The organism is Methanoculleus methanifontis, from assembly GCF_030464365.1.
Lineage (GTDB): Archaea > Halobacteriota > Methanomicrobia > Methanomicrobiales > Methanoculleaceae > Methanoculleus > Methanoculleus methanifontis.
The window spans coordinates 76,976-91,224 of record NZ_VCYI01000013.1; the positions used below are offsets into that span (position 1 = coordinate 76,976).

At 61.8% G+C, this 14,249-nt stretch carries 11 protein-coding genes, 1 tRNA gene and 2 rRNA genes; 9 read left to right on the plus strand and 5 right to left on the minus strand.

Going from position 1 to position 14,249, the window contains the following annotated elements; all coding sequences use genetic code 11:
• The first annotated feature begins 13 nt into the window (after positions 1-13).
• The 3 genes from FGW20_RS10295 to FGW20_RS10305 are packed head-to-tail and all read left to right on the plus strand — an operon-like array spanning position 14 to position 4,017.
• Positions 14-1,351 (plus strand): RNase J family beta-CASP ribonuclease, encoded by a 1,338-nt coding sequence (locus FGW20_RS10295; RefSeq protein WP_301678006.1) that lies wholly within the window; start codon positions 14-16, stop codon positions 1,349-1,351.
• A 10-nt stretch (positions 1,352-1,361) separates the two neighbouring features.
• The gene (locus tag FGW20_RS10300; RefSeq protein WP_301678007.1) at positions 1,362-2,327 is read left to right on the plus strand and encodes a polyprenyl synthetase family protein; all 966 of its coding nucleotides are present in this window, start codon (positions 1,362-1,364) and stop codon (positions 2,325-2,327) included.
• 4 nt (positions 2,328-2,331) lie between these two features.
• Positions 2,332-4,017: a glutamate--tRNA ligase gene (locus FGW20_RS10305; protein ID WP_301678008.1), complete on the plus strand. Its 1,686-nt coding sequence runs from the start codon at positions 2,332-2,334 to the stop codon at positions 4,015-4,017.
• A 574-nt stretch (positions 4,018-4,591) separates the two neighbouring features.
• On the opposite strand, the gene FGW20_RS10310 is transcribed toward FGW20_RS10305, so the two are convergent.
• Entirely contained in the window at positions 4,592-5,233 is a 642-nt protein-coding gene (locus tag FGW20_RS10310) for a tetratricopeptide repeat protein (protein ID WP_301678009.1), read from the minus strand.
• An 82-nt stretch (positions 5,234-5,315) separates the two neighbouring features.
• Between FGW20_RS10310 and FGW20_RS10315 the strand changes: the two genes are divergently transcribed.
• The 3 genes from FGW20_RS10315 (at position 5,316) to FGW20_RS10325 (ending at position 8,979) form a co-directional block, all read left to right on the plus strand.
• Positions 5,316-5,822 (plus strand): flavodoxin domain-containing protein, encoded by a 507-nt coding sequence (locus tag FGW20_RS10315; RefSeq protein ID WP_301678010.1) that lies wholly within the window; start codon positions 5,316-5,318, stop codon positions 5,820-5,822.
• A 279-nt stretch (positions 5,823-6,101) separates the two neighbouring features.
• Complete coding sequence (locus FGW20_RS10320; RefSeq protein WP_301678011.1) at positions 6,102-7,340, plus strand: WD40 repeat domain-containing protein; 1,239 nt, start codon at positions 6,102-6,104, stop codon at positions 7,338-7,340.
• Between the two features lie 121 nt (positions 7,341-7,461).
• Positions 7,462-8,979, plus strand: a complete 1,518-nt coding sequence (locus tag FGW20_RS10325; RefSeq protein WP_301678012.1) for an MBL fold metallo-hydrolase — start codon at positions 7,462-7,464, stop codon at positions 8,977-8,979.
• On the opposite strand, the gene FGW20_RS10330 is transcribed toward FGW20_RS10325, so the two are convergent.
• The gene (locus FGW20_RS10330; protein ID WP_301678013.1) at positions 8,976-10,286 is read right to left on the minus strand and encodes an APC family permease; all 1,311 of its coding nucleotides are present in this window, start codon (positions 10,284-10,286) and stop codon (positions 8,976-8,978) included. The genes FGW20_RS10325 and FGW20_RS10330 overlap by 4 nt on opposite strands.
• Before the next feature lie 192 nt (positions 10,287-10,478).
• Between FGW20_RS10330 and FGW20_RS10335 the strand changes: the two genes are divergently transcribed.
• The 3 genes from FGW20_RS10335 to FGW20_RS10345 all read left to right on the plus strand — a co-directional run bounded on the left by FGW20_RS10335 (position 10,479) and on the right by FGW20_RS10345 (position 13,382).
• A complete protein-coding gene (locus tag FGW20_RS10335; RefSeq protein ID WP_301678014.1) occupies positions 10,479-10,928 on the plus strand; it encodes a hemerythrin domain-containing protein in 450 nt (149 codons plus the stop codon).
• Positions 10,929-11,033: 105 nt separating this feature from the next.
• The gene (locus tag FGW20_RS10340; protein WP_301678015.1) at positions 11,034-11,471 is read left to right on the plus strand and encodes a hemerythrin domain-containing protein; all 438 of its coding nucleotides are present in this window, start codon (positions 11,034-11,036) and stop codon (positions 11,469-11,471) included.
• 147 nt (positions 11,472-11,618) lie between these two features.
• Complete coding sequence (locus tag FGW20_RS10345) at positions 11,619-13,382, plus strand: formylmethanofuran dehydrogenase subunit B (RefSeq protein ID WP_367617945.1); 1,764 nt, start codon at positions 11,619-11,621, stop codon at positions 13,380-13,382.
• A gap of 378 nt (positions 13,383-13,760) precedes the next feature.
• Here the strand turns inward: FGW20_RS10345 and rrf are convergent.
• From rrf to FGW20_RS10360, 3 genes are all read right to left on the minus strand, one after another.
• Positions 13,761-13,882, minus strand: a 5S ribosomal RNA gene (rrf, locus tag FGW20_RS10350).
• 89 nt (positions 13,883-13,971) lie between these two features.
• Positions 13,972-14,043, minus strand: a tRNA-Cys gene (locus FGW20_RS10355).
• Positions 14,044-14,138: 95 nt separating this feature from the next.
• A 23S ribosomal RNA gene (locus tag FGW20_RS10360) occupies positions 14,139-14,249 on the minus strand; the annotation flags it as partial.

A 14,249-nucleotide genomic window follows, 5' to 3' on the forward strand; every position in this document is an offset into this window, starting at 1 on the left:
CAAGGAGGCCTACATGGATATTGAGATCATAGCAGTGGGCGGATATAACGAAGTCGGCAGAAATATGACTGCCGTCCGCTGCGGAAAAGAGATTGTCATCTTTGACATGGGTCTTAGGCTCGACCAGGTGATGATCCACGAGGATGCTGATATCGAGAATATGCATTCCCTGGACCTGATCGAGATGAAGGCCATTCCTGATGACACCATCATGAATGCGGTCGAGGGGAGCGTCAAGGCTATCGTCTGTTCGCACGGACACCTTGACCATATCGGTGCGATCCCGAAACTGGCGCACCGCTACAACGCCCCGATCATCAGCACGCCCTATACTACGGAACTGATCCGGCAGCAGATTGCCGGCGAACAGAAGTTCGGGGTGAACAACAAGCTCTTTGCCCTGAAAGCCGGGCAGCGCTACACCATCTCCCCGCACCTGACGCTCGAGTTCGTGCGTGCCCAGCACTCGATCATCGACACCGTCTTTCCGGTCTTGCACACGCCGCGGGGTGCGGTCGTTTACGCAAACGACTTCAAACTCGACCGAACGCCGGTGCTCGGTGAGCCGCCGGACTTTGCCCGGCTGCGCCAGATCGGGAAGGAGGGCGTCATCGCTCTCATCACGGAGAGCGTCAACATCGCCGACAAGGGCCGCTGCCCGAGCGAGCGGGTCGCGCGGGATCTGGTGCGGGACACCATCACGAGTTACGAGGACGACAAGAGCGCTATATTCGTCTCGACGTTCTCGTCGCACATCTCCCGCGTGAAGACGATCGCCGAATGCGCTCACGAGATCGGCAGAAAACCGGTGCTGCTCGGGCGCTCGATGGAGCGCTACAGCTCGGCGGCCGAACAGCTCAAACTGGTCGGGTTCCCCGAGTCGCTCTCGATGTTCGGCAACCGCCGGACCGTTGACCGGACGCTGCGGCGGATCATGAAGACCGGGAAGGACAAGTTCCTCCCAATCGTCACCGGCCACCAGGGAGAGACGGGCGCCATCCTAACAAGGATCGTGATGGGGGATACTCCCTACAAACTCGAGAAGGGCGACAAGGTCCTCTTCTCGGCGAAGGTGATCCCGAACCCGATGAACTACGGGCAGCGCTACCTGGTCGAGGCCCGTGCGAAGATGGCGGGCGTGCGGATCTTCGATGAACTGCACGTCTCGGGCCACGCGTACAAAGAGGACCACTACGAGTTCCTCCACCTCTTAAACCCGCAACATGTCATCCCGTCGCACGGCGATGTCGGGATGACCGGCGAGTACGCGAAGTTCGCGGAGGAGATCGGGTATACGCTCGGCAACGACCTCCACCTCATGAGGAACGGGAAGAGTATCCTGATTAAGTAGGAGAGAATGTATGACGACGCTTGGAGACTACCTGGAGATAAATGCTGAGCGGATAGACAAGGCGCTTCACCGTTACTTCGGAGACGTCCACGGCGACCTCTTTCGGGCGAGCGCCCACCTGCTGCTTTCGGGCGGCAAACGCCTCCGCCCGGCGGTCGTCATCCTCGCTGCGGATGCGGTGAGGAAGGGCAGTTCCGACGACCTGATCCCGGCGGCCCTTTCGCTCGAACTGACCCACAACTTCACCCTCATCCACGATGATATCATGGATGGCGACGCCGCCCGGCGCGGTGTGGCGACGGTGCATACGGTCTGGGACGAGCCGACGGCGATCCTTGCCGGGGATGTCCTGTACGCGAAGGCGTTCGAGTTCATCTGCTTCTCGGAAGCCGCGGACGCCGCCAAGATCCGGGCGGTGAAGATGCTTGCCCGGACGTGCACCGATATCTGCGACGGGCAGAGCATGGACATGGCGTTCGAGAAGCGCGACGACGTCCTCGAGGTGGAGTACCTGGAGATGGTCAGCAAGAAGACCGGCGTGCTCTACGGGGCATCCGCCGCAATCGGCGGGATCCTCGCCGGAGCGAACCCCGTCCAGGCGGACGCCCTCTACCAGTACGGGGTGAACAGCGGTATCGCGTTCCAGATCCAGGACGATCTCATCGATCTCCTTGTGAGCAGCGAAGCGAGCGGCAAGGACCGGGCGTCGGATATCCGGGAAGGGAAGCAGACCCTGATCGCTATCCGGGCACGTGAGAAGGGGATCGATCTCGCCCCGTACCGGAGGGAACTCTCCGGTGCCGAGATCGACGACCTGATCGCCCGGCTCCGGGAGGCCGGCGTCATCGACGATGTCAGGGCGATTGCCGTCGAGCGGGCCGCCGTCGCGAAGCAGGCGCTCTCGGTTCTCCCGGACTCAGAGGAGAAACATCTTCTTACGGAGATTGCTGATTTCTTCGTCGCCCGGGGCAACTGATACCATGGAGAACGATATCGAGCGCCTGCTCTTTATCTACGCTCTGCAGAACGCGGTGAAGCACAATAGCGCCCCGAAGAGCGGGACGGTCATCGGCACGGTGCTCGGCAAGCACCCCGAGTTCCGGAGCCGGGCACGCGAGATCGGGCCGCTCGCGGGGAAGGCGGTCGCACAGGTGGCGAAGATGAGCGCGGCGGAGAGGAAGAGCCGGCTCGAAGAGATCGCGCCCGAACTCCTTGCGGAACTCACCGAGACGCACGAACACGTCCGGGAACTCCCGGCCCTCGAGGGTGCGGAGAACGGCGTGGTGATGCGGTTTGCGCCGAACCCGAGTGGGCCGCTGCACCTCGGGCATGCCCGCGCCTCCATCTTGAACGACTACTACGTCAAGCGCTACGGCGGGCGATACGTCCTCCGTGTCGAGGATACCGATCCAAAACGGGTCGATCCCGAGGCATACGGGATGGTGCTCGAGGACGTCGAGTGGCTGGGGCTCGGGATCACCGATATCGTCTACCAGAGCGACCGGCTCGAGATCTACTACGATCTCTGCAGGAAACTGATCGAACTCGGCGGCGCCTACGTCTGCGTCTGCGATTCCGAACGGTTCCGCGAACTCAAACTCAAGGGGAAGCCGTGTCCCTGCCGGGAGCTGGAGGTGGAGGAGAACCTGGAACTCTGGCAGCAGATGCTCGACGGGGAGTTCTACGAGGGCGACGTGACCGTCCGGGTGAAGACGGATCTCGCCCACCCCGACCCGGCGATGCGGGACTACTCCGCGATGCGGATCGTGAACGCGCCGCTCCACCCGCGGGTGGACGCCACGGTCTTTCCGCTGATGAACTTCTCGGTCGCGGTGGACGACCACCTGCTCGGGATCACTCACGTCATCCGCGGCAAGGACCATATCGCGAACACGCGACGCCAGCGCTACATCTTCGACTACTTCAACTGGAAGCCGCCGGTTTACCGCCACTACGGCCGGATGGGGATATCGGGCGTCGTCCTCTCGACGTCGGGGATGCGCGAGGGGATCAACAGCGGTCTCTACACCGGCTGGGACGATATCCACCTCGGGACAATGCGGGCGATCGCGCGCCGGGGCATCGAGCCGGAGGCCGTCCGGAACGCCATGATCGATATCGGGATCGGGGAGACAGACATATCGTTCTCGTGGGAAAACCTCTACTCCCGGAACAAGGAACTCGTCGATCCAAGGGCGAACCGCTACTTCTTCGTCCCCGACCCAGTCGAGGTGACGGTGGAGGGCGCCCCCCGCCACGAGGCGCACGCGGCCCTGCACCCGAACGATCCCTCCCGGGGGGTCCGCACCCTTATCGCCGAGGGAGCGATCCTCCTCCCGCGGGCGGATATCGAAGGGCGGAGTATGGTCCGGTTAAAAGACCTCTACAACATCAGGATCGCGTGGGACGGCGATACGCCGCGGGTATCCTACGCGGGCGACTCGCTCGAGGAGGCCCGGAGCGAGAAGGCGCCGATCATCCAGTGGCTGCCGGCGGACGCGAAACTCCCGTGCACGCTTCTGCGGCAGGACGAGAACCTCGAAGGATTCTGCGAACCGCCGGTTGCCGGGGAGACCGGCAACGTCGTCCAGTTCGAGCGGATCGGGTTTGCCCGGGTAGACTCGGTCGAGGGCGGCCGGGTGAGCGCGTATTTCGCGCATAGGTGAAGTGGGTTTGCAGTGGGGCCGGACCCCTTCATCACACTATTTTTAAGGCGTCCGGCCGTTTCAGTGTCCCTGTACTGTATCCCTCCCGCAGAGTTCGAGATCCCGGGAGATCGGAGCATAAGCGCCGTCAGGTGCCGAGAGCTGCGGGGGAATTGTTCTTAAATAAATCAGTCTTCGCGTTCTTCGCGGCTTCGCGTGAACTAATAGGTGTAGATAACGATGCAACCTCACGCGAAGAACGCGAAGCCGCGAAGGGAAGTTACACCCTGACAACCGATCTTCGCGTTCTTCACGAATCGCACCTTTATTGCACAACCCCCGCCTCATACGAGCCTGTGCCTTACGCAAGATAGAGGTCATCCCAAAGGGATCTCCGAGCCTCCGGTATAACCTGATCGGAGCCCTGAATTCTCAGACATCCGCCATCTGAGCCACATCCTGAGTCAGGGGGGGTGAACGGCTTTCCGTTGGATATGCGCCCGGGCGGGGGAGGGTCCGGGAGGGGGACACCCCCTCCCGGCAACAGCGTTTTGGGATGACCTCAATAATAGACGCCAGGGAAGACCGCCCGCGCTCACCCCCGCTGGATCGCCGCCCTCTCCACACGGCGGGCCAGTTCCCGGAGCACCGTTCGCGCGAGATCCACGTTGCGGTAGTCCCGTTCCTCGGCCACGTCGCGGATGCAGGCCGGCACCTCAATGACCCGCTCGGCCTCCCGGATCTCAGACGCGAGCGCCGCGAGATCCCGTCTCTCCCGCATCCGGTCCCGGTGCCAGGCCGCCGACCCCCGTTCCGGGTCGATCGAGAGAACCGCCTCGTAGCATTCTGTCGCCTCGTCGTAACGGCACATCACCCCGAGCACCCAGCCCCGGCTCTGCCAGGCGAGGACATGCTCCGGGTCAAGCCTGAGCGCTTTATCGCAGCAGGCGACCGCACCTTCGTGCTCCCCGAGGTGCGCGAGAGCGTAACCCTTCCGCTGCCAGGCCGTCGCGTCGTCGGGATCTATGGCGAGCGCCTTATCAAAACAGGCGGCTGCCTCGTCGTAGCGGCCGGTCTTGATGAGAGCAAACCCCTTCCGTCTCCAGAGGACGGGATCGTTCGGAGAGAGTTCAAGTGCCTTATCGTAACAGACGACCGCTTTGCTGTAGTCCCTGGTGGTGCAGAGAGCCTGACCTCTGTGATACCATCGCCCGGCAACCTCATCTCTAGTCGCCATCGAACCTGAAAGGGGAGCCAATCCATAAGAAGATAACCCGACCCGGAACGAATAAGACCAGTCGAACGAGAAATAACTGCTTATGGCAGACAGGATTCTTGTTGCCTACGCCACTCGCTACGGCTCGACCGCGGAAGTGGCGGAGGCGATCGGCGATGAACTCCGGAAAGTCGGCGCAGAAGTCGATGTAAGGCCGGTGGACGAAATTCAGGATCTCTCCCCGTACCGGGCCGCCGTCATCGGGAGCCCGATATACATGGGGAAATGGCTTCCGGGACCGCAGGTCTTCATCGAGAAGAACCAGCAGCACCTGCGCACCATTCCGGTCGCCTACTTCGCCGTGGGGCTCACGGTCACGGACAGAAACCCCGAGATCCTCAAGAAGGCGGAAGCATCGATGGACGCGGTCAGGCTGCTCGTCAACCCGGTGGAGGTCGGCATCTTTCCGGGCAGGCTGGAGAGCAGCGGCCTCTCCTTCACTGACCGCACCATCGTCAAGATGATCCGGGCAAAGACCGGAGACTTCCGCAACTGGGGGGCCGTCCGCGCCTGGGCGCAGGCGGTGAACCAGAAGATCGCAGCGGCGTGACCTGCCGCCGTCCCATTTTTGATCGAACGAACGGGCACTTCTTCCCGCGAAACGAGAGCCGTTGCGGCAACCCCCGGAGAACAGACGAGGATGTCGACAACAGAGTATGAATGAAAACGGCATGAAATCTGGTGCCGCTCATGAGATACCATTAAATAGCACTATTTCATATCACTGCACACCATGACCCTGATAAGGGCCTATCCAGGCCCTATATTTAAAAATAGTCACCTAAACCGTTCAAAAACGTCAGGGCGCCGGGAGATCGGGAAGATCCTGGTGTGCCTCATCACGCTCTGCCTCATCACCGGGATGGGGCAGGCGCACAATCTGGACAACGCCACCGGTACGTCGCAGGACGCAGTGCAGGTCGGGACAAAACTCTATCTTCACGCCGGAGACGGGGGAGGAACAACATCAGCGGGCGGATCCGGCGGTGGAGGTTCTTGCAACGCCGTCCTGCTCTGGACCGCTACGCTCCCTGACACCGTAACGGCGGTTGATATGCGGCCCGACGGGGCCGTTGTGGTGGCCGGAACCGCCGACGGGAACGTCACCCTCTTTAACAGCAGCGGCACCACGCTCTGGGCGGTGCCGTCCGGAGGTCCAGTCAGTGCGGTCGGGATCGCCGACGACGGGAACAGCATCGTGGCGGGAACCGGGGACCGGCTCATGATGCTTGATGCGGCCGGCCGCATCGTCTGGACGGTGGACGCCAGGAGCAGGGTGCTGGGAGCCGGGATATCCCCGGACGGAGACCGTTGCGCCGCAGGGACCGTCGCGGGAGACCTCCTCGTCACCGACAACCGGGGAGGAATCCTCCAGGAGATTCCGTTCGGGAGCGCGGTCAACACCGTCGCGGCAGGTTCTGACGGCGCGCTTATTGCGGCCGGAACCGAGAACGGCACGATCCGTCTCCTGGACGCCGAAGGCGACGTGCTCTGGACGCACGATGCAGGAAGCCCCGTACTGAGCGTCTCGATGACCGGCGACGGAATCGTCATCGGTGCCGGAACCGGCGACGGCGCGGTCGTCATGCTGGACGGCGAAGGGCAGGGAGACCCCGTATGGACGGCAGCGAGCGCGGCGAACACGGTTCACCTCGATGCCGACGGCTCCGCGCTCGGCGCCGGGACAGGTGGCGGGTACGCATACCTGATGGACGGCACCGGGATCAAGACCTGGCAGTACGGCAGGATGAAGACCCTTGATGGGGAGAACCGCGCTGTCACCGGGATTGCGCTCTCATCGTCGGCCGACTACCTGGTGATCGGCTCCGATAACCGGAACGTCTACTACTTCGCGTTCACCTCCCGGCTCCCGCCGACCGTGATGAAAGAGACAGAACCGGTCAACCCGTCCTCTGCAGAAGCGGCGCCCGCTGTCACGAGAACGAGTCCCGCGTCCGTCGGTGCCGTCGCCGAGGCCCTGACGCCGCAGGAGGCGCCCGGGTTCTGCGTCGCCGCCTGTCTCGGGGCCGTAGCGATCGCCGCTGCCTCGCGGCGCAAAGGCCGGTAACGCGATCGCAAGCAGATCGCAGAACCTCCCATTCTTCTTTTATCGATCCGGTTCCTGCAGGCCGCACGAAAAAGTGCTTATAGGACGGCCGCGCACCTATAAAAACCATAAGGTGAACCGGGTGAACAAATACTCTTTCGTAGCCAGAATGCCCGACAAACCGGGCGCGCTGCACCGCGCGGCCGAGATCGTCAAGTCGTATACGGGCAACATCATCCGTATCCAGTACGACCGCCGGATCGATCCTGCCACGGTCTTTTTTGAGGTGACCGCCACACCGGAGAGTTACTCCCGGATGAAGGAAGACCTCCATGCAATCGGCTACCTTCAGGAATCCCTGCCCACGCTCGGGTTCCTCAAATTCTCCGTATACCTCCCCCACGAACCCGGCTCCCTCTTCGACCTCCTCACCTACATCACCGGGACGGGGGCAAACATCGCTTACATCGACTTCGATGACCGAAGGTCTGACCCAGGGAGAGTCACCATCAGTTTAAACGTCAACGAGACCGCGATCGTCGAGAGCCTGCTCGACCGGCTGAAATCCCGTTACCGGCTCGAGATCCTGGAATACGACACCACCGGCGAGAAACTCGACGACACCGTCTTCTACGTCCGGTTCGCCCAGGCGGTGCGGGGGCTGATCGGGACGGCGGAGGACGAGTTCCTGCTCTCGCTCCTGCAAGACGTCAACCACATCGTCCAGGAACTCAACAGCCTCGGCCAGGACCCAAAGGAGGTCTTCGAGTGGATTCTGTGCACGGGAAGGACGCTCCGGAATACAACGGGAGAGGGGTTCTACGCGGACGTCCAGCGCATCAGCCTCGCCGACGACGTCGAGGTCTTCTGCTTCCAGATGCCGGGCGGCGGGAACATCTTTCTGCTCCGCGCTCCGGACGAGACCGTGATGATCGATACCGGGTACGGGATATACCACGAGGACGCCGTGCGGATGTTCCAGCACTACGGGCTCGGGGATCCGGGGAAGATCCGGAGGATCTACATCACCCACGCCGATGCCGACCACTGCGGGGCGGGCGGGTTTTTTGAAGCGAAAGCGTATACGCACACCGGGTCGCTCGAGATCATCCGCCGGGCGAACCGGGCATACGGGTCGCGCAGCGAGTCCTCGATCCTCGAAGAGGTCTACACGACCGTCATCAACCTCTTCTCACACTTCACGCCGCCCGAGGACCCTGAAGTCTTCGCGCCGGAGAGGACCGGGATGCGCTCGATCTTTCCCGTCATTGCACGCTTTACCGTCCACGACCTCGAGTTCGAGGTGCTGGAATCTCTCGGCGGGCACATGCACGGCCAGGTCTACCTCTTCTGCCCCACGCACGGGATCATCTTCACCGCCGACACGCTGATCAACTTCGCGAGCCTCGATGAGGCGCGGAAACGCTACAACTCGCTCGCCGACTTCCTGGTGACCTCGGTCAACGTCGACAGCGATTGCGCCAAAAGAGAGAGGAAGGCGCTGCTCGAACTGATCCGGGACATGGACGAAGAACTCACCCCGGCCGGACGGCGATGCCTGGTCGCGTGCGGTCACGGCGCCGTCTCAGTCCTCGAAGATGGGAGACTGGAAGCGATCGGGCCCGTCGAGCGCTACCGGGCAAAAGAGGCAGAAGGTTAGGCGGCGGCCGACCGCCGCTCCCCGACCAGGGCGATCGCCGCACCGACAACGACCACGATCCCGCCGACGAGCAGCACCAGGAGTTCCAGCTGGGCGAGGAGGAGGAACGTCGAGGCGATACCGAGGACCGGGATGACCGGGAGCCTGCCGATGCTGCCCGGTATCCGGAACGGCCGGTCGGCATCCGGCGCACGGTAGCGGAGCAGGATAACGGCTGCATTGATGACGACGAACGTCACGAAGAGCGTGAAGTTCGTGACGTTCGCGACGAAGTCGATCTCGCCGGCGAAGAGGAACGCGACGGAGGCAAGCAGAACGGCAACGATGGCCGTCCAGGGCGTCCGTGTCCGGGGGTGCACCCGGGCGAGAATCGGCGGGAGCGAGAAGGAGGATGCCATCCCGTAGATGATCCGGGACGACGCCATCATCATCAGGAGAGCGGTGTTCGCCGTGGCGAAGAGGGCGATGACTGAGATGAGGGTGAACGCCGCGGGGCCGAGGGCGACGGCGGCGACGTCGGCAAACGGTGCCCGTGAGGCGGCGAGCTGCTCCCACCCGACGACCGAGACGGCGGCGAGGGAGACCAGGATGTAGAGGAGGACGGAGACGGCGAGCGCGATCACCAGGGCGATGGGGATGGTTCGTTCCGGGTTTCTGGTCTCCTCCGAGAGTTTGACCATCTCCTCAAACCCCATGTAGGCGAAGAAGACGAGGGCGGAGGCCTGCAGGAGGCCCGAAACCCCGAGCGGCATCTCGAAATAGTCCACCCGCCCGAGGTGCGGGAGGCCGATCAGGATGACCATGACGATACCGCCTACCTCGATGAGGGTCATGGCGATGGCGGCCCGGGCGGTCTCCTTGATGCCGTAGAAGAGGATCCCGGCAAGGACGAGGAGGATCAGGATGGCGGAGGGGACGCGCGGGAAACCGACGAGATCCGAGAAGTAGCCGGCAAACCCGAGCGAGACGGTTGCGGCCCCGAGGATGCCGGAGAAGATGATCAACCACCCGACGACGAACGCAAGTCTCCTCCCGAAGGCGTTTCGGACGTACTCGAACTCAGCGCTCGCACGGGGGTACATCGACGAGAGTTCGGCGTAACCGAGTGCGCTGAACGCGGCGATGGTGGCGGCGACGGCGAAGGTCAGCCAGACGGCGTTTCCGGCCATGCCGGCCGCTTCCCCGAGCAGGGCGTAGATCCCGGCCCCGAGGATGATCCCGATGCCCGAGAGGGTGACCGCAGGCAGCCCGAGCTCGCGCCGGAGTTTCGTTCCGGGAGCCGGGGCGCCCCGATCCTCGTTCGGCATATACAATCCTATGCACCTGTAGCATTTATGGATATCCGGCAACGATTACCGGGTATCGGCACGATATGCCGTAAAACCGGATGCATTGTTGCCGGGAAGCAAGGAGAGGCAGCGGGACGGGGCTCCACATAACGTATATATACCTGTCTTGCCCCTCATGGCTTTCCTGCAAGAGCAGGGGGAAGTGAATCGATGGCACAGAGCGTTATCGACATCCTGAAACAGGAGCACGAAATGGTGCTCTCGCAACTCTCGGAACTTTCGAGCAAGGGCACGAGCAACCGGGAGCAGAAGTACAACACCTTAAAGGAGAACCTCATACCGCACATGATCGGAGAAGAGCAGGCCGTATACCCGAAACTGATGGAGTCGGGGATGCAGAAGATGGCCCTCGAGTCGATCGAGGAGCATAACGCGGTCAAGACGCTGCTATCCCAGCTCGACAGCGCGTCCACGTCAAAAGAGGATGTCTGGGTGGCGAAGATAACGGTGATCCAGGAGAACGTGGAACACCACATCAGCGAGGAGGAGGAGCATATCTTCCCCGAGATGCAGCAGAAGATGAGCAGCAACGATCTCTCGAGTCTCGGCAGCAGTTACGAAGAGGCAAAGAAGAGCGCGCTCCCTGTTGCGGCACGCTGAGCACTCCGGGCGAGGGCGCTGACACCTCTCTTTTTTTTGCCGGGATCGTCCGGGCGAAATCGTTAAGTTCCTCATCCGCTATTCTCTCCCAGACGGAGAACGTGTATGCCGCAGATTCTTGAACTGATCCGGGAGGATCACGATCTCATCAGGGGGCTCTTCGACGAACTCGAGAGCAACCCCGAGACCCGGGACGTCCGGTGCATCACGCTGCGGCGGGAACTGCCCGGCCACATGTACGCGGAGGAGGCTACCCTCTATACGCATCTCCGGGACAGGGTTCCGGGGGAGATACGGCAGTCGCTCGACGAGCATACCGGGGTCAAGGAGACACTTACGCGGTTCGAGAAGATTCCCTTGAGGGACGACGCCTGGATGCCGGCGCTCGTCGATCTCCGGGAGCGGGTCGAGGCCCACTTCGCCTCGGAAGAGGGCGAGGTCTTCGCCCTGGCGGAGGAGCACCTCGACAGGGGTGATCTGTTCGCGCTCAGCGAGAGGTTTGAGCGGGAGAAGGTGGCGGCGGCACGGTACGTTACGGTGTGATGCACACTGTCCGCATTACCGGGGTACCCGGCACCCCTTTTGTTCCCACAAATGCCGCCCACCACATAAAATAAACCCCCTTGATTTTTACCATCAGTAAACATGAGGACGTAAACATTATCGGTGCGGAAGTCAGACAGACCATTAATGAACGTTCTCATCACGAGCGGGAGGACAATCGCCCAGGGCAGGCAACTCTACTACAAAGACATGCCCGGATATTCCTATGAAACGGCACGCTGTTTCGTCAACTCGTTCGATCTCCTGGAACTCGGGGCCGCGTCAGGCGACTACCTCCTCCTCTCGACCAGCACGGCGGAGGAGGTGTTTGTCGCCACCCCCTGCGACGATCTCGTCTCCGGAACCGTGTTCATCCCCTGCGGGCCGCACGCGAATGCAATCCTGCACGCGACCACGCGGGGAACCGGTGCACCGGACTACAAGTGGCTGAAAGGGACAGTGACGCGAACCGATCTGCCCCCGCGCTCGGGCTGGGATATCCTCGTCGAGGAAGGCGGTGCCGTCTGTCCTTCGGTGCCAGCGCCCTCCGAAGAAGACGGTGGTGAAGTCGTGACCATCTGCGATGTTGCCTGCCCGCTCTGCGGGTGTCTCTGCGACGACCTGGTCGTGAGGGTCGAGGGCGGGTCGATCCGGTCGGTCGATAACGCATGCTCGCTGGGCTCGGAGAAGTTCCTCTCGCAGAGCCGTCTCATGCGCCCGATCGCGAACGATGGAGGGTCCTGGAGAACGGTCGAGTTCGGGGAGGCGATCAGGTATGCCGTAGAGGTGCTCGCCGACGCCGAGCGACCGCTTCTCTTTGGGTGGAGTGGGACATCCGCGGAGGCGCAGTGCACCGGCATCCAGATCGCTGAGACGATCGGGGGTGTGATCGACAACTGCTCGTCGATCTGTCACGGCCCCTCGATCATGGGCATCCAGGAGGCGGGCCACCCGGGGTGCACGCTCGGTGCGGTGAAGAACCGGGCCGACGTCGTGATCTACTGGGGCTCGAACCCTATCGAGTCGCACCCGCGCCACCTCTCCCGGTATACGACGTTCGTCAACGGAAAGTACCGGGACAACGGGCACCATGACCGGACTCTTGTCGTCGTGGATATCCGGGAGACCGATACCGCGAAGATTGCCGACGAGTTCATACGGGTCAGGCCGGGCGGGGATTACGCTGTCTTTTCAGCCCTGCGGGCAATCCTCAAGGGCCACGCGGATGCGCTTCACACAACCGTCGCAGGCATTCCCCGCGAGAGGCTGGTCTGGCTGGCGGATCTCTGTAAGAACGCTCGGTTCGGAGCGCTCTTCACGGGGATAGGCCTGACGCAGTCGCGGGGCAGGTACAAGAACGTCAAAAACGCCATCCAACTCGTCGACGAACTCAACCGGCACACGAAGTTCACCCTGACGCCCATGCGCGGGCACTGGAACGTTAACGGCACCAACCAGACGTTTTCGTTCCTGACGGGCTACCCCTACGGCGTCGATTTCTCACGCGGCACGCCGTATTACAACCCCGGCGAGACGACGGCGATCGACCTGCTCCGCCGGGGCGAGGCTGATGCATGCCTCATCATCGGCGCCGACCCCGGGGCGCATCTGCCGAGGAGGTGTAACGAACACCTCGCGACGATCCCTACGATCGTCATCGATCCGTTTGTCTCGCTCAGCACCTCCTTTGCGGATCTCCACATCCCGGTTGCATGCGTGGGAATCGACTGCGCGGGTACGGGCTACCGAATGGACTCCGTCCCGATCCGGATGAAGAAGGTCATCGACCTGGGTCTCCCGACCGACGAGGAGGTGTTGTCACAGATCCTGGCCCAGGTGCAGAAACGGTGCCGGCATTACGCTGTAACCATCCCCCGAGCACCATACCCGGAGACACCGCCGGCGTCATAATGCGCGTCGCAAGTAAATGCAATAAACTCGACCTAGAACAAAAGTTAAATAAATATCACCGTCAACCCATAAGATGGTGCCACCGCAGTGGCGGCGCATCATTGAGATCCAAATCGATAAAACCTCAATTCCATCAACGTAAACCGCGGAACACCCGCAACTTCAGGGGATGGGGAAGAGCCGACCCGGGCATCGTGCCGGATGGCCCGGGAGGCGCTGTACAGGGATCGTTCCCTCTCTTCTCCATCCTGGTTTTCAGTTTTGTGGATTATTAAGTATGTGCGCTACGCAGAAGAACAGTCAGCGATACATTACTGGCGCTCGCGCAGAAGAAACAGCGTTAGAACTCAAGAAGAACAGTTTCAGAGTAAAGGGAGGTAATAGCAGCGAGTTGGGCTTCCCGAGGGCTCGCGCACCTCAGTACCACACATCACGTGAAAGGGCTTAACTGCTGGGTTCGGAATGGGTCCAGGTGTTTCCCCTCTGCTATGGCCGCTATTACCAGTTACGACCGGATATGATGCGTTTGGATGGAGTCGAAAATCCTTACGGATTTTCTCCCCGCCCAGCCGCTTCGCGCCCGGTCGGAAGCCAAGGCCCGGACTTGAACCGGGGTGTAGTTGATCTGCAGTCAACCGCGTGGCCGCTCCGCCACCTTGGCAAGCTGTGTTACCTCTATAGTTTAGCATTCCTTATTATTTAAGGATTACCCCCTAGAGGTGTTTTACGGTGCGTACTCCGGATTTCGTCTGAGTTCAGCGGACGGCATTGGACGTTAGTATCCGCGGACTGAACACGTCGTTGCCTTCGTGCTTACATCCCGGACCTATCAAACGAGTCTTCTACTCGTGTCCTCAGCGGAGTCTC

Bases quoted from the DNA above. Each gene is read 5' to 3' on its own strand.
- FGW20_RS10295 (WP_301678006.1), top strand. From the start codon at position 14: ATGGATATTGAGATCATAGCAGTGGGCGGATATAACGAAGTCGGCAGA.
- FGW20_RS10300 (WP_301678007.1), top strand. From the start codon at position 1,362: ATGACGACGCTTGGAGACTACCTGGAGATAAATGCTGAGCGGATAGAC.
- FGW20_RS10305 (WP_301678008.1), top strand. From the start codon at position 2,332: ATGGAGAACGATATCGAGCGCCTGCTCTTTATCTACGCTCTGCAGAAC.
- FGW20_RS10310 (WP_301678009.1), bottom strand. From the start codon at position 5,233: ATGGCGACTAGAGATGAGGTTGCCGGGCGATGGTATCACAGAGGTCAG.
- FGW20_RS10315 (WP_301678010.1), top strand. From the start codon at position 5,316: ATGGCAGACAGGATTCTTGTTGCCTACGCCACTCGCTACGGCTCGACC.
- FGW20_RS10330 (WP_301678013.1), bottom strand. From the start codon at position 10,286: ATGCCGAACGAGGATCGGGGCGCCCCGGCTCCCGGAACGAAACTCCGG.
- FGW20_RS10335 (WP_301678014.1), top strand. From the start codon at position 10,479: ATGGCACAGAGCGTTATCGACATCCTGAAACAGGAGCACGAAATGGTG.
- FGW20_RS10340 (WP_301678015.1), top strand. From the start codon at position 11,034: ATGCCGCAGATTCTTGAACTGATCCGGGAGGATCACGATCTCATCAGG.
- FGW20_RS10345 (WP_367617945.1), top strand. From the start codon at position 11,619: ATGAACGTTCTCATCACGAGCGGGAGGACAATCGCCCAGGGCAGGCAA.